Source organism: Virgibacillus oceani (assembly GCF_014638995.1).
GTDB classification, from domain to species: Bacteria; Bacillota; Bacilli; order Bacillales; family Amphibacillaceae; genus Virgibacillus_E; species Virgibacillus_E oceani.
Genome location: NZ_BMFR01000010.1, coordinates 18,727 through 40,474 on the forward strand (window position 1 = coordinate 18,727; position 21,748 = coordinate 40,474).

At 39.1% G+C, this 21,748-nt stretch carries 21 protein-coding genes and 1 tRNA gene; 13 read left to right on the top strand and 9 right to left on the bottom strand.

The features are described from left to right. Positions 1–141: 141 nt before the first annotated feature. The 3 genes from IEV74_RS12245 to IEV74_RS12255 form a co-directional block, all read right to left on the bottom strand. Positions 142–864, bottom strand: coding sequence for an alpha/beta hydrolase (locus IEV74_RS12245; protein WP_188455666.1), 723 nt, complete (start codon positions 862–864; stop codon positions 142–144). A gap of 90 nt (positions 865–954) precedes the next feature. After that, positions 955–2,775 (bottom strand): ABC transporter ATP-binding protein, encoded by a 1,821-nt coding sequence (locus tag IEV74_RS12250; RefSeq protein WP_188455667.1) that lies wholly within the window; start codon positions 2,773–2,775, stop codon positions 955–957. Next, positions 2,765–4,495, bottom strand: a complete 1,731-nt coding sequence (locus IEV74_RS12255; protein WP_188455668.1) for an ABC transporter ATP-binding protein — start codon at positions 4,493–4,495, stop codon at positions 2,765–2,767. The genes IEV74_RS12250 and IEV74_RS12255 overlap by 11 nt, the downstream gene beginning before the upstream one ends. 224 nt (positions 4,496–4,719) lie before the next feature. Here IEV74_RS12255 and IEV74_RS12260 point away from each other — a divergent pair. Further along, positions 4,720–4,792, top strand: a tRNA-Val gene (locus tag IEV74_RS12260). A gap of 203 nt (positions 4,793–4,995) precedes the next feature. Here IEV74_RS12260 and IEV74_RS19745 read toward each other — a convergent pair. The 3 genes from IEV74_RS19745 to IEV74_RS12270 are packed head-to-tail and all read right to left on the bottom strand — an operon-like array spanning position 4,996 to position 5,765. Further along, positions 4,996–5,202 (bottom strand): hypothetical protein, encoded by a 207-nt coding sequence (locus tag IEV74_RS19745; RefSeq protein WP_229683164.1) that lies wholly within the window; start codon positions 5,200–5,202, stop codon positions 4,996–4,998. Between the two features lie 12 nt (positions 5,203–5,214). Next, on the bottom strand, positions 5,215–5,571 hold the full coding sequence (locus tag IEV74_RS19750; protein ID WP_229683165.1) for a zeta toxin family protein: 357 nt from the start codon (positions 5,569–5,571) through the stop codon (positions 5,215–5,217). After that, positions 5,571–5,765, bottom strand: a complete 195-nt coding sequence (locus IEV74_RS12270; protein ID WP_188455669.1) for a hypothetical protein — start codon at positions 5,763–5,765, stop codon at positions 5,571–5,573. Before IEV74_RS12270 ends, IEV74_RS19750 begins: the two co-directional genes overlap by 1 nt. Before the next feature lie 300 nt (positions 5,766–6,065). Between IEV74_RS12270 and IEV74_RS12275 the strand changes: the two genes are divergently transcribed. Further along, positions 6,066–6,995, top strand: coding sequence for a coiled-coil domain-containing protein (locus IEV74_RS12275; RefSeq protein WP_188455670.1), 930 nt, complete (start codon positions 6,066–6,068; stop codon positions 6,993–6,995). A gap of 103 nt (positions 6,996–7,098) precedes the next feature. On the opposite strand, the gene IEV74_RS12280 is transcribed toward IEV74_RS12275, so the two are convergent. After that, entirely contained in the window at positions 7,099–8,508 is a 1,410-nt protein-coding gene (locus IEV74_RS12280) for a peptide MFS transporter (RefSeq protein ID WP_188455671.1), read from the bottom strand. Between the two features lie 130 nt (positions 8,509–8,638). Between IEV74_RS12280 and IEV74_RS12285 the strand changes: the two genes are divergently transcribed. From IEV74_RS12285 to arsC, 7 genes are all read left to right on the top strand, one after another. After that, on the top strand, positions 8,639–10,075 hold the full coding sequence (locus IEV74_RS12285; RefSeq protein WP_188455672.1) for an RNA-guided endonuclease InsQ/TnpB family protein: 1,437 nt from the start codon (positions 8,639–8,641) through the stop codon (positions 10,073–10,075). 382 nt (positions 10,076–10,457) lie between these two features. Beyond that, positions 10,458–11,150, top strand: a complete 693-nt coding sequence (locus tag IEV74_RS12290; protein ID WP_188455673.1) for an MBL fold metallo-hydrolase — start codon at positions 10,458–10,460, stop codon at positions 11,148–11,150. A 75-nt stretch (positions 11,151–11,225) separates the two neighbouring features. Next, positions 11,226–11,408, top strand: a complete 183-nt coding sequence (locus IEV74_RS12295; RefSeq protein WP_188455674.1) for a hypothetical protein — start codon at positions 11,226–11,228, stop codon at positions 11,406–11,408. Positions 11,409–11,428: 20 nt separating this feature from the next. Continuing rightward, positions 11,429–11,554 (top strand): DUF6254 family protein, encoded by a 126-nt coding sequence (locus IEV74_RS19755; protein ID WP_229683166.1) that lies wholly within the window; start codon positions 11,429–11,431, stop codon positions 11,552–11,554. A 288-nt stretch (positions 11,555–11,842) separates the two neighbouring features. Further along, positions 11,843–12,175: an ArsR/SmtB family transcription factor gene (locus tag IEV74_RS12300; RefSeq protein WP_268233837.1), complete on the top strand. Its 333-nt coding sequence runs from the start codon at positions 11,843–11,845 to the stop codon at positions 12,173–12,175. 12 nt (positions 12,176–12,187) lie between these two features. Beyond that, positions 12,188–13,489: an arsenic transporter gene (locus tag IEV74_RS12305; RefSeq protein WP_188455675.1), complete on the top strand. Its 1,302-nt coding sequence runs from the start codon at positions 12,188–12,190 to the stop codon at positions 13,487–13,489. A 27-nt stretch (positions 13,490–13,516) separates the two neighbouring features. Beyond that, positions 13,517–13,936, top strand: coding sequence for an arsenate reductase (thioredoxin) (arsC, locus tag IEV74_RS12310; protein ID WP_188455676.1), 420 nt, complete (start codon positions 13,517–13,519; stop codon positions 13,934–13,936). A 102-nt stretch (positions 13,937–14,038) separates the two neighbouring features. Here the strand turns inward: arsC and IEV74_RS12315 are convergent, their stop codons facing one another. After that, positions 14,039–15,253 carry an SEC-C metal-binding domain-containing protein gene (locus tag IEV74_RS12315; RefSeq protein ID WP_229683167.1) on the bottom strand — a complete coding sequence of 405 codons (1,215 nt, stop codon included), beginning with the start codon at positions 15,251–15,253 and terminating at the stop codon, positions 14,039–14,041. A gap of 347 nt (positions 15,254–15,600) precedes the next feature. Here IEV74_RS12315 and IEV74_RS12320 point away from each other — a divergent pair, with 347 nt between their 5' ends. Next, entirely contained in the window at positions 15,601–16,074 is a 474-nt protein-coding gene (locus IEV74_RS12320; protein ID WP_188455677.1) for a hypothetical protein, read from the top strand. A 231-nt stretch (positions 16,075–16,305) separates the two neighbouring features. Here IEV74_RS12320 and IEV74_RS12325 read toward each other — a convergent pair whose 3' ends face one another. Then, entirely contained in the window at positions 16,306–17,079 is a 774-nt protein-coding gene (locus tag IEV74_RS12325; protein ID WP_188455678.1) for a DUF2935 domain-containing protein, read from the bottom strand. A gap of 522 nt (positions 17,080–17,601) precedes the next feature. On the opposite strand from IEV74_RS12325, the gene IEV74_RS12330 reads away from it, so the two are divergent. The 3 genes from IEV74_RS12330 (at position 17,602) to IEV74_RS12340 (ending at position 21,735) form a co-directional block, all read left to right on the top strand. Further along, positions 17,602–18,246 (top strand): hypothetical protein, encoded by a 645-nt coding sequence (locus tag IEV74_RS12330; RefSeq protein WP_188455679.1) that lies wholly within the window; start codon positions 17,602–17,604, stop codon positions 18,244–18,246. A gap of 176 nt (positions 18,247–18,422) precedes the next feature. Beyond that, on the top strand, positions 18,423–18,818 hold the full coding sequence (locus IEV74_RS12335; RefSeq protein WP_188455680.1) for a (deoxy)nucleoside triphosphate pyrophosphohydrolase: 396 nt from the start codon (positions 18,423–18,425) through the stop codon (positions 18,816–18,818). Positions 18,819–18,837: 19 nt separating this feature from the next. Continuing rightward, positions 18,838–21,735: a DEAD/DEAH box helicase gene (locus IEV74_RS12340; RefSeq protein ID WP_188455681.1), complete on the top strand. Its 2,898-nt coding sequence runs from the start codon at positions 18,838–18,840 to the stop codon at positions 21,733–21,735. Positions 21,736–21,748: the final 13 nt, after the last annotated feature.

Genomic DNA, 21,748 nt, shown 5'->3' on the forward strand with positions numbered 1-21,748 from the left:
CGTTTAATCGTGTATGCAGACGTAGAAAATTTTCTCTACCTATTATTATAACAAAAATATACAAAATAACGAAAAAAATTTTTACTATTTTTGCACTTTGGGCAGAATGATTTAGATATTACTTAAGACTATTAGCTTAATCTAATCAAACATCGTCGTCAATGCACGCTGCAAATCCTTTTGCCACGGTTTCCATGTATGCGGACCGTCTAGTTCATGATAAACGTAACTCATTCCTTTACCAGCAAGCACCTTATTCAATTCCCTGTTTGGGGTGAGAAAGTCCTGCTTTGACCCGTCGGTTGTGTCGACTTCTGTTTCCTCTGTTCCGATTGTGTGATAAATGTCAATCGCGTGTATGCCAGTTGCTTCCTTCACCGCGTTCATTACCGTTTCATCGACATATGGCGACTGCATGATCACATTACTGAACGTGTTCGGATAGTGCAATGCAGTCATCAGTGCAAGTGTTCCAGCCAGCGAATCGCCCATTAATGTACGGGATTGTCCCATATGAAAGGTTGGAAGCAAGTCATCTAAAAATGGTACAGCCTCGTGGACTAAAAATTTAGTATACGCCAGATTCTGCTCACCGCTTGGATGATATTTTTTTCGGCGGTCAAATTTATCCTTATAGTGAATGCCGACAAAAATGGTGTTGGTAATCTCGCCGCTTTCATGCAGGCGGTCACTTAGCGTCGCAACCCTTCCCAATTGAAAATAATCGTTCCCATCCTGCATGATGCAGATATGATATTTATAAAGTGGTGAAAAAGATTCCGGCTGGTACAATTTCAATGTCATGGTCTCTTGTAAGTAGCTGCTTTCGATTTCTTTTTCAATCATTGTTCCTTTTCTTGGCAATGCGGACACCTCGATTTAGTATTAATTCCCCTTGTGGTTAGATTCCAAACTTAGTCTATCACGTTAGAAGGGAAAATTCTATCGGCCAACTTAATGTGTGGCATCATTCAGCTGACCTTTGTACAGGTTAAAATAGCTTCCCCTGTTTTCAATCAGTGCCGCGTGACTGCCTTGTTCCATGATCTCGCCATTCTTCAGCATGATAATCTTATCTGCCTCCTGAATCGTATTTAACCGATGGGCAATGACAAAACTCGTTCGGCCCGCCATCAGCCGCTTCAGTGCGTCCTGAATTTTCACCTCGGTAATGGTATCAATATTGCTCGTCGCTTCATCCAAAATCAATATCGCAGGATCTGCCAAAATCGCCCGGGCGATCGTTAACAGCTGCTTTTGGCCTTGACTGATTCCGCTGCCATCCTGGTCAAGGATCGTATCATATCCATCTGGCAGCCGGTTGATAAAATCGTGGGCATTCGCATCTTTAGCGGCGGTAACCACATCCTGATCGGTGGCATTCAAGCGGCCATAGCGAATGTTTTCTCGAATTGTTCCTTGAAACAGAAATGAATCCTGCAAAACAAATGCCATATGATTGCGCAGGCTGGACCGTTTAATATCCTTAATATCGATGTCATCTAATGTGATTTCCCCTTCATCGTAATTGTAGAAGCGGGAAATCAGATTGATGATCGTTGTCTTCCCAGCACCTGTATGCCCGACAAATGCCACGGTTTGCCCAGGATGTGCCTCAAAGTTAATGTGTTTTAAAATCGGTGTGTCTTCATAGGCGAATGAAACGTTGTGAAACGCTACATGCCCATCTGTTTTGGCTAATTTCCTGGCAGCCTGTTCATCTGTTTCCTCCTGTTCCTCATCAATAACAGTAAAAACCCGTTCCGCACCAGCGACCGCTGACAGAAGGATATTGAATTGATTCGACAGCTCGTTTAATGGACGGGTGAATTGCCGTGCATATTCGGTAAAAATGACAATCACACCTACTGTAATAATGTCTTCAATCGCTAGCAGCCCGCCAACCAGTGCTATCAAACCAAAGCTCAGGAAATTAAGCATGTTCATTACCTTTGGGATAAATCCGGATATTGTCTGCGCCCAAAAGCCGGAATGTTTTAATGCGGCATTTTTCTCCTCAAATTCGCCGATAACCCGCTCCTCCTGGGAAAACGTTTTGACAACATGCTGTCCGGAGACGATTTCCTCAACATAGCCATTCAGCTCACCAAGATCATTTTGCTGCAATTTATAAAGTGGACCAGTACGCTTCGTAATCCATTTCATTCCAAGAAACATAATTGGAATAATAGTCATTGTCACAAGGGTCAGCAGCGGACTGAGCACGAGCATTACGACAACTGTGCCTACAAGGGTCAAGATACTTGCGAAAATTTGGATGACTGATTGATTCAGCGTGTTGTTCACATTATCAATGTCATTCGTAATCCGGCTCATCAATTCCCCATGCTGACGTTTGTCAAAATATGAAATCGGCAGCCGGTGAAATTGACGGAACAAATCCTCACGCAAGGAATAAACGGTGTTCTGTGCAATGCCGACCATCCAGTAATTTTGCAAAAATATGGTCAGGGAATGGGCGAAGTAAATGACGATCAGCCAGATTAACAAAAGCCCAAGCCCGCTTGCTCTTTTCGTGATAATAAAATCGTCAATCGCCATCCCAACTAAGAATGGACCAGCGAGACTTAATCCAGAGCTGAGGACAACCATAAGGATGACAAGGCTGAGCTTTGCTTTTTCCCGTGCTAAATAGGACCAGATCCGTTTGACCGTCGCGGACGTATGCTTCGCTTTCTTCCGTTCTTTTTTCCTAGTGGTACTGAGCGGGATTTTCTCATATTGGAAAGGGTGCTTCAGCTGGTTAATTGGCATGTGGATACTCCTTTCCAAACTGTGATTCAACAATATCCTTGTAAAGCTTTGAGTGGGACAGTAATTCATCATGCGTGCCGATTGCCAGTACGCTTCCATTGTCAATTACTAAAATTCGATCAGCGTCCATAGCAGTCGAAATCTTTTGGGTGATCATCAATGTTGTGCAGTGGTCCTGCTTAATCGCTTCCAGCAGCCTGGATTCCGTTGCTAAATCAAGTGCACTCGTACTGTCATCCAGCATTAATATTTTCGGACGGCGGATTAATGCCCGTGCGATCGAAATGCGCTGTTTCTGACCGCCGGATAAATTAACGCCTTTTTGCCCAACGCGTGTTTCGTACTGGTCAGGCAGCTCCATGATCGTCTCGTGAATTTGTGCATCCTTTGCAGCCTGCTCAACGTCACGATAGGAAGCATGCTCTTTTCCCCAGGCAATATTATCGAAAATCGTTCCACTGAACAGAAGCGGATTTTGCGGAACGTAGCCAATACCGCGTCGCAAATGCTCTAATGTATAGGAAGTAATCGGTTTATTGTCAATCGCAATGCTGCCATCCGTCACATCATACAACCGCGGGACAAGCTGGAAAAGGGATGTCTTCCCAGATCCGGTTGCACCAATGATGGCGAGCCGTTCCCCGGCATTGACGGTAAACGAGATTTCATGCAGTACACTTTCTTTTAGTGATGGGTAGGAAAAAGCTACATGGTCGAATTCGATTTTTCCGTTTGAAATAGCAGCGGTTTCGACTGCATCCGTATGATCTGCTAAATCAACATCCACCTGAAGCACATCGCCAATCCGTCCCGCAGAAGCCTTTGCCCGGGAAAAGGCTAATGTGATGAAGGTGAACATAGAAATCGCCATCGATACCCTTAAGGCATAATTGACAATCGCAACAATATCCCCAACAGACGATTGGCCGGCAAGTACTTGGCTATTGCCGAACCAAAGAATGAAAATCAAGCTCAGATTCATGACGAACAACAGAATCGGCATCGATGCTTCGACAAAACGGAAGGTTGTTCTCGTTTGGTTCGCTAAGTCCCTGTTTTCCTTTGTGAAGCGGTTTTCTTCATGATTCCGTCGTAGAAATGCTTTGATCAAACGCATTCCAGCCAGGTTTTCCTGCATAACACGGTTAACACTGTCAACACGCTTTTGTACACGCTCGAACATCCCGCTCGCTTTTTTGAGAACCCAAAGTAAAAAGGTGATGAGAAGCGGTACTGTAACTAAGAAAATGAGTGCAAGCTCCACATTCACCACAAATGCCATAATCACACCGCCAAGTACGATCAGCGGTGCCTTGGTCATAATGCGCAGCCCCATGAATAACGTATTCTGAAGCTGGCGCACATCGTTAGTAAATCTGGTGACAAGTGCAGATGTCGGGTATTGATTGAGATTGGCAAATGAAAAGCTCTGAATCTTTTCGAACAGTTTTTTCCGAATGTCATAGGAAAAACTTAAACTTGTATGGGAAGCGAAAAAAGAATTAATTATCCCGGCAAGGAAAGCTGTAAAAGCTAGACCAATCATAATGCTGCCCCACATAATAATGGAGTCCATGTCTTTATGTACAACTCCCTGATTAATCATTTTCCCAAGAAAGAAGGGGAGGAGCAGTTCTGTTGCCAGTTCAATCAATGTTAAGCTATAGGCGATCCCAATTGGGAGTTTGTATGGTTTAAGGTGTGAGAAGACAGTTTTCAATTTGTGACCTCCGCGGATTTTAAGCAATTTTCTTTCTATTATATAGGGAAATGGCGTTTTTATCGAGGGGAGGGGATTGGGTGGGATTAGGATATAGGTCATATAAAATGTAAAATGCTGCCGGATGGTTATTCAGGAAGTCGCTGAAGTTGTTTTGTGAATAAAATTGCTATTGACAGAGATTAGTAGATTCTATATAGTTAGATTACTATAATTTTATAATTGATTCCGTAGCTCAGCTGGGAGAGCGCCACCTTGACAGGGTGGAGGTCGTTGGTTCGAGCCCAATCGGAATCATCATAATGAAAAAGGCTGAACTCCTTGGTGCTAAAGGGGTTCAGCCTTTTAATATGTCTTCCCAATTTTGAGTGTTTTTAAGTCCGAATTACTGATGTTCACATTTTGTTACCCTTTAGTGTACTAAAGCGTTCTTTGAGTATATAATGTGAATAAATTTGTAGGTATTTTTGTGAAAATGTAGATATTAGAGCTATTTAGCGTTAGTCTTTTTTATATTGTTCCACGACAGGCCGCGCCCATTTTGGGAGGATATTTGATTCCAAGGTAATAGAACCATTATTTATCTCTAAAACAATATCCTCATCATCTTCGCTATTATCAATCAATAATATGTGCATAATCGTAAAGGTGTTTGAAAGAAGTAGTATTTCTTCTGATGATATCTTCAGTCGGAATGTTATGTCCACCATTTTTGACTCTCATTGCAACTCTTTCAATGTTTTGCTCACATTACGGAGTGCAACATAAAACAAAGTCACTTCATAACCCATTTCTTTTGCTTTTTGCATTTGCCTAATGGCGTTTTTACCAGCAAGTGTTGTCTCAATCGAGAAATCTTTACCTTCATTAATGTACCTATTAACTGATCTAATAACTTCTTTTCCAGCAGCAACCCTTTTACTTTCAGGGTTTTCTGAATCAATTCTTCGAGCAATTGCATCTGGATCAATATTTATTTCAATTCCAATTTTATCGATTAGTAAATTTCGTAAGGTGCTTTTTCCGCTGCCATTATTACCGGCAAATACAAAAAATATAGGTTGGTGAGTATGCATTAAGATTCACCATTTTTGTTAAATGGAATAATGTCCCCATTTGGAAATTCCTTAACAAGTTTTCCGTCTTTTTCATAAATAATATATGTGTTGTTTACCTTTGCGTCTATTCTAGCTCGTTCACCAGTCATTTTGGCCCATTTATCGACCCAGCCATATTTTCGTTTGGTTTCATTATTTTGTTCTTCTAACATATAGAACACCACCTTTATTGTTATTATATCAGATTTAGGCCTAATTCTATAACCACTTTCAATACCTAGTGAACAAAATGAAAATAGAAAAAATAAGAACAAACGGGGTACAGGTTGTAAAATCCTCATTACTCGTCCTTAAATAAGGCTGTTTTGAACAGCTTATTTTTATTTTATTCAATATGCTATAATTTACCTGAAATAGTAGGGAGGCTATTTTTATACATATATAAGGGTTCATGGGGTTAGTCTCGGATTTTTGTTCATAAAGTTTTTGATTGATTTACAAAGGGGGATATTATGTACACAGAAATAAACAAACAACTTGTTCAAATTAAGGCGACACTGCGGAAGAAGAACAAATGGGAGAGGCAATTGACAGATTATCGGGAAGAACTATCGGAAATAGCGGATCTAGTAAATACTCTGGAAAACCAGCTTACCGATGAAATGAAGGATGTTAAGAAGCTGGAAGGTGTAAGTTTAACCAGCTTATTTCAAACATTTTTTGGATCAAAGGAAGAAAAGCTTAGAAAAGAAAAACAGGAAGCAGCGGCTGTTCAAGTGAAGCTGAAAGAAACGAAAAATGAAATCAATGATTCTATTGCAGCGCTTCAAACTAATTTACAAGATGTGGTTACTGCTGAAAACGAGTATCAGCATGTATTAGCTGTAAAGGAAGAAATGATAGACAAAAGCAATTCTGCCGCTGCGGATGAATTATACAACATAAGTGAACAAGAGGGTGACGTTCAGGCATATATTATCGAGCTGAACGAAGCGGTTGACGCAGGGAATCGTGTTACATACGAACTTGAAAATGCTGTAAGTTCGCTTGAGAGTGCTGCTGGATGGGGGACATTCGATATGTTCGGTGGCGGTGCAATCTCCGGAATGGTCAAGCACAGTCATATTGATGAAGCTACAGCATCTATTCATCAGGCACAATCTAAAATGAGAAGCTTCCAAAAAGAATTGCTTGATCTAGGTGAAACAGCCAATTTGCAAATAGAGATTTCCGGAATGCTAAAATTTGCCGACTTTTTCTTCGACGGGATCATATCGGATTGGATGGTTCAAGGTAAAATTCAAGATTCGTTGGAACAAGCTCGAAATCAACTGTCTACCGTGAATGACATCATAAGAAATTTGAAAGCAGAAGCAGAGCAAAAAGATCGTGAATTAGCTGAAATTGAACAAGAAAGAAAAAATTTAATTGAGTCTTATTAGCGGATATGGTGGGACACGGGGTCAGACCCCGTGTCCCATAGCTTGACGATGTGACCGTGGCAAAAAAGGATGGGACAAAGGGACTGACCCCTTGTCCCACATCTTATCTGTTGTCAACTTCATCGAGTTCGTCCAGGTACATGAGTTTTTGGATTGGTTTGGTCAGTGCCAGTAAAAGCAGACCAAGTGCTATCGCTGCGATGCCGAGGTAGGCGAATATTTCGAGATAGCCAAAGGTAGTTGTTAATGAGGCCACATGTCCAGCCAGATAGTTAGCCGCTGCATTGCTCAGGAACCAAACACCCATCAGCAGGGAGGCAAACTTCAGTGGCGACATTTTCGTCACCATTGATAATCCGATTGGTGACAGGCACAATTCCCCAAGTGTATGCATCAAGTAGGTGAAAATCATGAATAACATGTTTGCCTTAACCGTAATGTTGCCCTCATCACTTCCGGTCATTAATACCGCCGGAACCATAATCATAAAGCCAAGTCCAAGCAGCATTAAGCCAAATGACATTTTTGTCGGTATGGAAAAGTCCCCTCGGTCTGTCCGTGACAGCTTGACCCAAATTGCTGATATGATTGGCGCCAGAAGCAATATGAACAATGGATTCAGCGATTGGAACCACGAAACTGGCACTTCCCACCCGAAAAGGGTTCGATCAATGAAATCCCTTGTATAAAGTGTAAAGGAAGCACCAGCTTGTTCAAAGCCAACCCAGAACATAATAACAAATGCAGCTAAGATAAAGATGACGGCTGTTCGATGCCTTTCATTACGTGTTAATGGTTTTGCATTTTCAGAATTGGATGGGGTAGCTTTTTCCCGTGATGGCTTTTTGCCGACATCACCAAGATATTTATTAGATAGAGTCGTAAACAAGATTTGGCCGATAATCATCCCAATTGAGGATGCCAGGAAAGCATAATGATAACCAAAATGTTCAACACCGTTCTGGTTTGAATAGAACCATTCCCCATAAATAAGTCCTGCGATTAGCGGCGAGAAGAAGGCACCAAGGTTAATTCCCATATAAAATATGGTAAACGCAGAATCTTTCCGTTCGTCATTCTTGTCGTAAAGTTCCCCGACTAAGGTTGAAATATTAGGCTTGAAAAAACCGTTACCTATAATCAGAAGAAATAAACCAAGATAAAGTCCCCATTGATGCTGCACAGCAAATAAAGTAAAATCGCCTAATGCCATTGTTATCCCGCCAATGGTGATAGCGGTTCTTAAGCCCATTAGCCGGTCGGTCAGCCAGCCGCCAATCATGGGAGTCAAATAAACCAGACCTGTATATAAACCATACAATTGCAAAGCAGTAGCATTGTCCATTCCAAGACCGCCGCTAATAAACTGTTCAGTCAAATAAAGTACGAGGATACCTCTCATCCCGTAATAACTGTAGCGCTCCCACATTTCCGTGATAAACAGCAGAAATAAGCCTTTCGGATGTTTTCGTTTGCCCTGCTTATCCACATTGCCTTCTATCACACTAGCCAAGAGGACTCCTTCCTCAAAAATTGGAAGTAATTTTAGGTGGGAGGAGAATTGGCGGTTTTATTAATTGATTTAGCACCCTTTTATTGGTAATATAAATTATACAGAAACATACGTTTGGGGGGGTGGGCGAATGGCAGGCTATAAAACGATGCAAATTTGGGTAAAAAAAGGACATCGAATGTATGGATACTTTGAGGAAATGTGTCAAAACGCGAAGAATATGCATCATACGACAAACTTTTATATACGACAAGTATATACTGCTCTCACGCAAGAAAAAGCATTGCAACCTCTTCAAAAAGAAGTGCTGGATAATATTCGAATTCACTTACCTGAAATCAATGCGAATCAACTCGCTGCTTATCGAAAGAAAGTGGTAAAAGAAGAAGCAATACCTAGTGATAAGAGAAAAGAAGTTACATGCTTTTTATTTGAAGAGCCAACAAAAGAAAAACCATATATCAATTATAACGTTATAGATGCTCTTTTTAAATCAATGTCTCAAAACGATTATCGTTCTTTACCAGTTCAATCAAGCCAATGGGTTATGAAAGTAGTTTTCCAAAACTGGAAATCATTTTATGCAAGTTTACGGGAATATAGAAACACGCCTTCTAAGTTCAAGGCTAGACCAAAAATCCCGGGATACAGCCGTTCGAAAGAAAAAGAAGTAACATTTTCCAACCAAGATTGCGTGATAAGGGATCATAAGTTTTTGAAGTTTCCCAAAACAAAGGAACGATTAAATATCGGTAAATTGGGTTGGATAGAGGGGAAGCTAAAACAAGTTCGAGTTATCCCAAAGTATGGTCAGTATGTAGTTGGAATTATCTTCGCAGTTCCTCCAGCACAAGAATCAAGAGAGTCCAAGAATCGTTACCTGTCGATTGACTTAGGAATTGATAATCTTGCAACCATCGTTACGAATACTGGCGAAAGACCTGTATTAGTAAAGGGCAAAACTATCAAATCGATTAATCAACGCTTTAACCAATTGAAATCTCATTATACGGGTATTCTTCGTCAGGGAAAGAACACCAGCCAAGGTTCATTTACATCCAAACGATTAGAAAAAATCAACAACAAGCGCTTTAATCAACTAAAAGACCTATTCCATAAAGCGAGTTATCAAATTGAAAAACTGGCTTTGGAAAATGATATTGATACGTTTATTATCGGTCATAACAAAGGTTGGAAAGACCATTCAAATATGGGAAAAAGAAATAATCAAACGTTTATAACCATACCCCATCGACTTTTAGTTCAGATGATCACCTATAAGGTCGAACGTCATGGTATAAAAGTGATTATGACGGAAGAATCCTACACGTCACAAGCAAGTTTTCTGGATTATGATGACATTCCCGTTTATGGGGAGGAGATGAATAACTCATTTTCAGGGAAGCGTGTGAAGCGAGGATTATACCGTTCAAAGAATGGCACACACATGAATGCCGATGTAAATGGTGCTGCAAATATCATGAAAAAAGTATTCCGGGACGCATTTAAGGAACCTTTTGCCTGCACAGAAACCTTATTGTATCCAATATCGGTCACACTAAAATAAACGTAATCCCAAAAGGCAAGACCAATGGGATAGCGGGGTTGGGTGTTTTTAGCACACCAATGTGTCAACTCCACTGGTGGTTAATCGTCATCTTGAAAGTCGATACCCCAGAAACCCCCACTTCAAATTTTGTAGAAATTAAGTGGCGGGAGTATTCATTGTGTCCAACTAAACCCCTCCAAATATTGAACTATGTGTTTTTGGGATAGTTTTAGTATTGTGTAAAAGTTTGTGATGTATGTGCTGAATGAATTGTCCAACGTAATAAAATAAATTTACAGACTGTTTTGTGAAGTCTATAAATAGCATTTTAAAATATGGTATTATGATAACGTGTCTGCATGAAATACATATAACGAACAAACGAAATGGAGGAAGGAATATGAAAATAGTGGAATTGCCAATTGAATATGAATTAAATGGACAGAAGGAACGGATTAATCCAAGCTTAATTAGTGTGAACAATGAACTGACGCTGGTCGATACCGGGAATCCAAATTTTTTACCCTTAATCGAAAGTGAAATATTGAAAAATGGGTATGAAATGAAAAATTTAAGGAATATCATCATTACCCACTATGATATTGACCATATCGGTTCCGTATATGATTTCAAGGAAAAGTACCCTTGGATTACGATCCTATCCAGTGAGATTGAAGCAAAATATATTAGCGGAAAAACGAAATCGGAGAGATTGGTTCAAGCCGAAGAATTATTACAGCATTTGCCAGAGGAAGAAATGGACTTTGGCAAATGGTTCATCCAGCAGCTGAATAATTTGAAACATGTTCCAATAGATAAAACGGTACATGATGGTGATATGATTTTGGATAACACATGCAGGGTGATTGCAACACCAGGGCATACATCAGGGCATATTTCCTTATATTTTCCAAGCTTAAAAAGCGTTATTACAGCTGACGCGGCTGGTAAAGAAAATCATGCATTAGTCATTGTTAATCCACACTTTTGCTTGGATAGTGAGAATGCAGAAAAATCTTTGGCAAAATTAAAAGAGCTTCATGCCGAACATTACTATTGCTATCATGGTGGAAAACTTAGTGTAAACAGCTAAGTGCAATTGTACGTGAATAGCATCGAATATTTCCTTTTCCTTTACCTATACTAAGGCAAAAAAGGAGGGATATTTTTGGCGAAACGAACAAAGAAAAATGATCCGCAGCAGAAGAATAAAAAAGGGTTTGATTCCAGTAAAACGGATTCCGAGTTCTCTAAGGAATTTGGCAGTGCCAATGCTAATCGGGCACATAAAGCAAAAGCTAAGAAGGAAAAAGCATCTAAAAACAAGGGTGAATGGAAAGGGATGCACTAACTTCGAAGGGGGCATAAGTAATGTCTAAACCCAAACGACAGCAAGAACGAGAATGGCGAGGCAGAAAAGCTGCACAAAATCCGCATGGGAAAGTCCGTTCTTTTGATCAGATAGCGGATGAAGCGGGGAAAGATGGGGATAAGTAAGTTACCTATCTGTCGATAAAATGTTGTGATGTACGTTTAACAAAAAATTGCAGGTAAAATGAATGAAAAACAGCCGTGAATCCAGCCTTGTTGCTGACTTTTTGGCTGTTTTTTTGTTGGGATTGTGGGAGAAAGAAAATTCAATAGCTGGTATGAGTGGTTGCTGTGCTTGCTGGAATATATACGTTAGGTAAAGCGGGTCAAGAGACACACCTCTGCCAGATTTAATTTGTTTATATAAGCAAATAGTTATATGCTAATATATGAAAGGGAGCAGGGGGTGACAATTTGTTAGATATTGAAAAAGTTGCTTTAACGCTAAAGTTGTTAGGCGATAAAACACGACTAACGATGGTTGGGCTTTTAAAGGATAATGAATGCTGTGTTTGTGAGTTTGTGGAAGTTTTTCAAATGAGCCAGCCTTCGATCAGTCAGCATCTGCGCAAGTTAAGGGATGCTGGTATTGTGAAGGAAAAACGTAAAGGACAATGGATCTTTTATTCGTTAAATAGGGAAAATGAAAGCTATCCTTTGGTAATGACTATTTTGGATCATCTGCCAAATCAAAAAGAAAAGCTCGTTTGCTTGGAAAAGGCGGGTAAGCGAATTGTTTGTGATTAAGGAGGAATTAAGTTGGATGTATCAGTTTACTTAGCCGTTGGGATTTTTATCGCCACCTTGGTACTCGTTATTTGGCAGCCTAAAGGCCTAGGGATTGGCTGGAGTGCCTGCGGTGGAGCAATCCTAGCCCTTGTTGCAGGTGTAGTGACGTGGGGGGATGTCCTAACGGTTACAGGTATTGTTTGGAATGCCACACTAACCTTTGTAGCAGTTATTCTAATTTCACTTATTCTTGATGAAATCGGATTTTTTGAATGGGCTGCATTACATATGGCCAGAATAGCCAAAGGTAATGGCATAAGAATGTTTGTTTATATAATTTTATTAGGAGCCATCGTTGCAGCATTTTTCGCTAATGATGGTGCTGCACTCATTTTGACACCAATTGTATTAGCGATGGTACGTAACTTGAACTTTAAGGAAAAAATGATTTTACCGTTTATCATGGCGAGTGGATTCATTGCGGATACCGCATCACTGCCTTTAATTGTAAGTAACCTGGTGAACATTGTTTCCGCAGACTATTTTGGGATTGGGTTTGTGGAATATGTTTCCCGCATGATTATCCCGAACGTATTCTCAATAATGGCCAGTATTCTTGTCTTATATCTATTTTTCCGTAAACGTATTCCGAAACAATATGATGTAACCCAGTTAAAAGAACCAAATCAAGCGATACGAGATCCTTTCATGTTCAGGATTTCCTGGATTGTTTTAGCGGCATTGCTGGCGGGCTATTTTGGAAGTGAAGCAGTTGGCATTCCCGTTTCGATTGTAGCTGGTGTCATAGCTATTTTATTCCTGATTATGGCTAGACGCAGCCCGGCAGTACAAACGTCAACCGTTGTTAAAGGCGCTCCATGGGCAATTGTATTTTTCTCCATTGGAATGTATGTTGTGGTGTATGGTCTGCAAAATGCTGGATTGACAAGTGTTTTAGCCGATTTAATACAATGGACTGCCGATCAAGGCTTATATGTTGCAACAATTGGGATGGGTTTTATTGCGGCGATTTTGTCATCGATTATGAACAATATGCCAACCGTTATGATTGATGCGCTAGCGATCTCAGATGTTCAAACAACCGGAGAAATTAACGAAGCCCTTATTTATGCCAATGTCATTGGATCCGATTTGGGACCTAAAATAACACCAATTGGTTCTCTTGCAACATTATTATGGCTTCATGTACTATCGCTAAAAGGTGTAAAAATTTCCTGGGGCTACTATTTTAAAGTAGGAATTACGCTTACAATCCCAACATTATTGATCACACTTACCGGGTTAGCATTATGGCTCTGGGTAATTTTATAGATGGAAGAAAAGGGGTGGCAGACGATAATGTCCAAAAAAGCAATTTACTTTTTATGCACGGGTAATTCCTGCAGAAGTCAAATGGCAGAAGGTTATGCGAAAAAATATTTGGGAAGTGATTGGGAAGTCCGGAGCGCCGGAATCGAAGCACATGGGTTAAACCCGAACGCGGTCAAAGCTATGAATGAGGTGGGCATTGATATTTCTGATCAAGAGTCAGAGATGATTGATCCGGAATTTTTGAATCATGCAACGATCGCGGTAACACTTTGCGGGGATGCAAAAGATAAATGTCCTGTGACACCGCCACATGTAAAACGGGAACATTGGGGGTTTGATGATCCAGCAAAAGCGGAAGGAACGGTTGAAGAGAAGTGGGAAGTGTTCCAGCGTGTTCGGGATGAGATTGGTAATCGTATTAAACGGTTTGCGGAGACTGGTGAATAGGCTAAAAGATGCCATTATTGCGTAAATGTTATTAGCCTTAATGAAGCCATTTACAAGTTGAAGCGGGACAAGGGATCTGACCGGGCTGACCCCTTGTCCCGATTATCTCCCGCAGCATTTCTTATACTTCTTTCCGCTGCCGCATGGGCATGGATCATTTCGTCCGACTTTCTTTTTCGTTTTGAAATCAATGACGTTATTTGTGTTGTTTGGCAATGGCTGCATATGTTTCTTATCTATTTCTAATAATTCTGTTGAGGTATATCCTTTAAGGAACCATTCCCTCGTGTTATTCATCAGGTTAACAAGTGGTTCCATGAATGCTTGTACTTTTTCTAAACTGTCTATTTCAAAACTTTGTTGCAGAAACTGAAGAACATCCTGTGGGCCATCCCCGATTCTGGTAGCATAAACACATTCCTCAGCAAATCCATCTGCTTCTTTCTTACTAACTTCATAATTTTGTGTAAGGAAGGTGACGAATTGCCTGTAGCTGCTGTTTCGCTCTACATAATTTGGGACTCCGGCATCTAGGAGCTGTTCCTTGGTAAATGGATAGTATGGAACGTCTTTTCTGCTGCGGTGCTCTTTCACGACACGCCCCGAGTCGAAAACCCTACCTTGTGAAAAACCGTTCCCGTCAACCCTGATTTCGTTGTAGCAATCCACCGCATCGTGCATAATGTCAAAGAAATTCTTCACATCCATATTGTAATCAGAATACTTTTCCACCATTCTAATTAATGTGGTCCCTGAAAGTGTTCCATAGTAGTATAGAAGGCCCTGTGCCAGCTTAATCCATTCTGTGTTTCTTTTTGTAATGGTTTTTAATTTTGTATGATTGATGGTTTGGAATCGCTCGACCAGTTCACTTGGCATGACGGCAACTTTTTCCCCATTATTTGTTCCGGTAAAAATGAGGCCGTACTGCTCAAGGTTTTTAAGCAGGTCCAAAGAAAATTTAGCAGCATCAACTGAACCACCTTGATGGGCCAATTTATCAATAATGCTGTAACGTTCCACATCGAAATGAAGGCAAATCGTTTCAAACTTTTCCGGTATTTTTGTCTCTAGCAGCTTGATGAGCTCAACTTTTTTCAAGGAGCTGGCGTTTGGAATGGTAAGCGTTTTCCGAATATTCGTCAATTCATCTTTTGTAAATCTGCTTAATACATCGTAAAGGGTGGAAGGTACGTTGATCTCACGCCAGGTTCGTTTTTCTGCTTTTTCTTCTAAATCATGCCGTATTTCCTTCAGTCCATCAAGAACTTTCATTAGTCCTTTTTCCAGTTCCTTGTCTTTGGTTCTGTTACTCAACGCAATCACCTCTTAAATCTATTTAAAGCCTGTCGTTTACATCCGTGGTTACTTTAATAGTAATGGATTTCGTACATAAATTTCAACGTATTCGTATACAACCGTCATTTATGAGTATAAAAAACGTGTACTCCAATTGATAAGGTTAAGGTCAGTTAATTTAGCCGATCATTTTATGGGGGGGTTGCTCCAGTTTGTAGATGTTATCATTGCACATCAAGGGTTACAGGGGAATAATGGTACTAATCCAGTAATTCCCACACAGCCCATTTTGTAAGTTATATACCCAAAATTAAAACGGATGAATAAAATACAGGTAATACCGGAAACATGGGAGGAGAGTTGATATGTTTAATGAGAATGATATCGGAAAAATGAATCAAAGCGAAGGGAACGGTAATCAAATAGCACCGGCAACTTTTGTTAATCAACCAATGAATGCGGTAGGCCCAAATTTTAGTATTTCTAAACAACCTGAGGGGGGGAAATATATGAAAAACCATCAAGGTCCTGCCCTATTCGGACAAAATCAGCTAAAGAATGGTTTCGGTCCGGTTTATGCGGTTCCGTCAATACCATGGGAAGGGCCGCCCCCCGTTGTGACGGCAACGACTCTAGAGAAGGAACTCGCACAGTCACAACCTAATTCAAAACCCCCAACATCATCTGAACGGATACAGGCAAAGGAAGAGCCCGACCTGGGACACCATGCTACCCGGCATGACGACAATCAATATATATGGCAAAATCAATGGAAACCTTGTAACTGTTATGCCAGGGCCGCAATGCCTTATTACGTATACACTCCATATGGATACTAACCCTATATAGATATTAAGAACCCATTCTCAAGCAAGATTGGGTTCTTATTAAAGCTTTTTTAGGGTATTTATTATTTTGTACTAGCGACTTTCGCAGAGTAAAAATGTAGTTTAATTCAGACACGGTATAAGTAAATGGCTGATGTATTATGCTGCCTAACGTGCAGTCATTTTAATTCCTTCAGCTGGGCATAGATGAAAGTTCTGTTTTAGGAATCACGTGGGTACCCGTCATGATATAACCTCATCTTCCAAATTCCTCCACAGATGATGGGCCTCCCTGGCTATATGTTCTAGCAAATCCGGCGGGGATGTTGTAGCAGCAGCACATTTTTTGATTAAATCATCTAACTCCAATTTAAATTTCTCGAGATCTTGAACTTCGGGGATAAGCATTTTTCGGAACTGGTCCAACACTGGCAGCATTTTATTTCGAGGGGGACGAATCATGGTTTGTAGCGCCTGTGCCTGTAAAAGCAGCCGTTGGAATTTTTCCGTCATCTGTGTGATTTGGTGATGTAAATCATAGTTAGATAAATCAACATAATGGTGTATATAACCCAAATGGTCTGCCATTTGCCTTAACCAAAAGACACTCTCATGTATAATAGCATCTGAAGGTGTATAGGTTTCACCACTGTCAATTAATTTAAATATCCGTTGTGATTCCTCCGCCTCCCGTACCATGTGATCGATAAGTGATAATGGCGTTGAAATAATAACCTCGCAATGCAATGACTTATCCATTGTATAGGCAAGGAGACTGTGGAATTCGTTGGTAGCATGCTGGGCATCATCAATTAACCTGCCAATATCGCCCTGCTTTTTTGCAGCCCTTTCCCATATTTTCCCTAAACGTTGAACGTTGTTTAAGTTTGCACGGGCCAATTCAGTCTCGTAATGGCTTATTTCCCTATCAAAGAATCGACCATGGTCATAATCATTACGTAGGAAAAATGCAATAATACCGTAAGGATCCCTTTCATAGTTATCCGTATATCCCATAAATATGGCTCCCTTCACATCTTAATAGTCGTATTAATTGTATGAGTATATACAATTGTCCTATGTTAAAATTTTACGACAATACCAGCAAATTGCCGCAAATGATTGTTTGTCGTAGAACGGCGGAACAAGATCAAACTATAAGCTTATAAATTACATTCATGCCAAAGCCGAACAATTATCCTGTTCATCGTTCGGGTGTTAGTTCACATCGCTTATAACCTATTAGCACGAAACCCACGTTTAATTGTAATTCAACTAAACCGTTTAAGGCATAAAATACTGGAGTTTGATAACAATTCTTTGGGGTCTCGACCTATTAGAACTTTTGACTATCCAGTAACCAGATTTAAATAAAAGTAACTAATAAATCGTAAAAACAATTAGTAACTGAGTATATATCATTGCGTTTAAGGTGTACAAAAAATTGTTCACCCTTGTTGATATGATTTAGAGTGAGGCAGCTGGTATTTATAGAAAAATCACTGCACAGAAATTATTCATACAGGGGGAGATTTTATTATGTTAAAGAAATTCGTATTTTTATTTGCAGTAATGGTCATTGCTGGCATGGTCTTAACAGCATGTGGCGAGGATACGAGTGACAATTCGGAGGGAAAAGCAAAGGCGGAGTCAAATCAATCCATGGCTAGTGATGACTTAGCAGAAAATGACAAGACGGATGAAGCAAACGACGATGAAATGGTTCAGGAATCGGAAATTGGCACTTTGCGTATCGCTTATAAAAATAAGGACTTGGATGAAAATGCGGAAAGTGGTCCAGTGAAACTGAATGTGAGCGGGATTCAGATTGGCGATCTTGAAGTAAATGAAGATTACCTGGATATGTTTGACGGTAAAAAAAAGGTAACGGTGATTACGTTAAAAATGAAAGCAGAGAATACCTCTGATGATACAATTGGCTTCTATCCGGATCAAGCGACAATTACAACAGATACCGGTGATCAGGCGGATGCAGCTATGTTCTTTTCTGACAATGTTGGCGGTGATTTTATTGGAAAGGTGCATAAGGAAGGTGACGTAATGTTTCTTGTTGATTCACCAGCAAAGGATATTGGGAAAGTTAATTTGATTGTTGATGGTGCACATGATGAGGGTTTTGAGAGTGTTGGGGAGAAGGTTGAGATGGGGTTTGTTTTGGAGTGAGGGCAGGTAAGATTGCCTATACAGTGTGATTTATAAAAATCTCATTTTAATAAACTATCTATTTTTCCCCATCTTTAAATGATGGGGAACTTATTTCTTTATTTAATACTTTTATTCTTCCAAATTAATTATGTATAATAAAATATTAAGATAACAAATAACAGGTGGGGAAGTAAATGGATAAGAAAAATATACACGTGGTCGGAGCAGTAATAATCAATAACAATAAAATTCTTTGTGCGCAAAGGGGTCAAACAAAAACATTATCACAAAAATGGGAATTTCCTGGGGGAAAAATTGAGCTAGGTGAGACATCAAAGGAAGCGTTAGAGCGAGAGATAAAAGAGGAAATGCGCTGCAATATTGAAGTTGGTAAACAAGTTGATCATACAGTACATGAGTACGATTTTGGAATTGTTCATTTAACTACTTTTTATTGTACTCTTGTTGATGGTGAGCCAGTGTTAACAGAGCACCAATCAATTAAGTGGTTACCTAAAGAAGAACTTCAAATTCTTGATTGGGCGCCAGCAGATATTCCTGCGGTAGAAAAGATAGTAAAAGGTCAATAATAATATTGGGGGTGAATTGGTGGAAAATTTTTTGAGAAATTTAGAGGATTCTTTACATAAAGGTTTTATTGATCGGAACTACGGTAAAATAGATACATATAAACCTAGACTATTAGTAAACAATACGAGTACAAATGTAGATGTGTTAACATCGTTGGTTGAGGATCTCGATAACTGTAAATCATTTATTTTCTCAGTGGCATTTATTACTGAAAGCGGTCTTGCTACATTAAAATCTCATTTACTTGATTTGAAGCGAAAAGGAATACGGGGTCAAATCCTTACTTCAACTTTTTTAAATTTCAATCAACCAAAGGTCTTCAAAGAATTAATGAAGATCACTAATGTGGAGGTTCGATTAACTGAATTGAAAGGGTTCCATTCAAAAGGTTATATATTTGAACATGATAAATATTTTTCTTTAATAGTGGGAAGTTCAAATCTTACTGCCCAGGCATTGAAAGTGAATTATGAATGGAATGTGAAGTTAACCTCTTATGAAGATGGAGAAGTGATCACCCATTTTAAAAATCAATTTGAAGAAGTTTGGAAGGAAGCTAGTCCATTAACCGATGCATGGATAAAATCATATGAAGAGATACATAAACCATTCGATTACCAAGCAGCAACAAAATTGATAGAGTTTCCAAAGAATTATGAAGTTAATTCTGTTCAAACTGCAGTTAATATTAAACCGAATAAAATGCAAAAGGCAGCATTGGAGCAAATACAGTCTGTTAGGAATGAAGGGCACGATAAAGGTCTTGTCATATCCGCAACTGGAACAGGAAAAACATATCTATCAGCATTTGACGTGCGTCGTGTTGCACCAAAGCGTATGCTGTTTGTTGTACATCGAGAACAGATATTACATAAGGCTAAAACTGATTTTCAACGTATTATGGGTGGACTTGAAAAAGATTTTGGTATTTTATCTGGTTCCATTAAACAGAAAGATGCTAGATATTTATTTACAACAATACAATCCATTTCAAAGCAAGACACTCTGAAGCAATTTAGCAGTGTAGAATTTGATTATATTTTGATTGATGAGGTGCATAAAGCCGGGGCTGCATCTTATTTAAGAGTAATCGACTATTTTAAACCAAAATTTTTACTAGGTATGACAGCAACCCCTGAGCGTACGGATGATTTTAATATATATGAGTTGTTTGACTACAATATCGCTTATGAGATTCGATTGCAAGAGGCATTGGATGAAGATATGTTGTGTCCATTTCATTATTTTGGGGTTACTGATTTCGAATATAATGGGGAATTCATTGACGAAACTGCAATCTTATCAAAACTTGTTACAAATGAACGTGTAGAACATATTATAGATAAAATTGATTATTATGGTCATTCTGGTGAAAGTGTAAAAGGTTTAATATTTTGTAGTCGAAAAGAGGAGGCTGTTAAGTTATCTGAGGCATTAAATCAAAAAGGGTTCCGAACGATTTCTTTAACTGGCGATAATTCTCAAGAAGAAAGAATGCACCAGGTGGATAGATTGGAGAACGGTTCTCTCGATTATATAATTACAGTTGATATATTTAATGAAGGGATCGATATTCCTAGCATTAATCAAGTTGTAATGTTGAGACAAACCCAATCTAGCATTATTTTTATTCAACAGTTAGGGCGGGGTCTCCGGAAACATAAAACAAAGGAATATGTTACAATTATCGATTTTATAGGTAACTATAAGAATAATTTTTTAATCCCAATGGCTCTTTCTGGGGATAAGTCGCTGAATAAAGACAACGTTCGTAGACATACAAATGAAACAAGTTATATTAAGGGAATATCCACTGTCAATTTTGAAGAGGTTGCTAAGAAACAAATATTTAAATCGATTAATGCTAGTAATTTGACAGCACTGAAAATATTTAAGGATGCATTCGTTGAATTGAAAAATCGACTAGGAAGAACTCCATATTTATATGACTTTATTAAAAATCACTCGATTGATCCTGTTGTAATTACAGGAAAGTATAAGAACTATTATACTTTTTTATCAAAAATGAAAGAAGAAGTCCCAATGTTACGTGCTTATGAAAATTGTGTATTGACAATGCTTTCATCAGAAGTTCTTGATGGAAAACGGAAACACGAGCTCATTTTATTGGAAAAATTATTAGAACATACTACCATTTCAACTGAAGGCTTTAAACATGCCCTTTCTGAATCTGAATGTATTGCTAATGTTGACACTATTACATCTGTACACCGTATATTTGACCTATCCTTTTTCACTCAATCGGACAAAAAGAAATATGGTAATAAACCAATAATCATACTAAATTCAGGTCAAACATATTCATTTTCGGAACCAATTCAGGAGAGTTTGCAATCTAATCCTTACTTTAAAAAGTTAATAATTGATGTTGTTAAAAGTGGGCTTGAGCGAAGTAAAAAATATCATCCTAAAAAACAGCTTACTAGGTATGAAAAATATACTAGAAAGGACGCATGTAAACTATTAAACTGGAAAAACGATGAAAGTTCCACTATGTATGGATATAAACCGAAGTATCGGACTTGTCCAATATTTGTTACATATCATAAAAATGATGAGGTAGAAGCAAGTGTTGACTACGGAGATGAATTCATAAGTCCAAAGGTATTTAAATGGTATACCCGAAGTAAACGAACTCTGGCTTCGGAAGAGGTTAAAAAGATTATTCATGCAGATGATATGAATATGGATCTTCATTTATTCATTAAAAAAGATGACGATGAAGGTAGTGGTTTTTATTATTTGGGGAAAACACTTCCTAATAAAGAAACAGTTGAACAGGCTATGATGCTTGATAAGAACGGTAAAGATATTCCGGTTGTACATATGAATATGGTATTGGACAAGCCTGTAGAACATAAGCTATATCATTATATTGTGCATGGAATAAATTAATTGAAAAAATGGG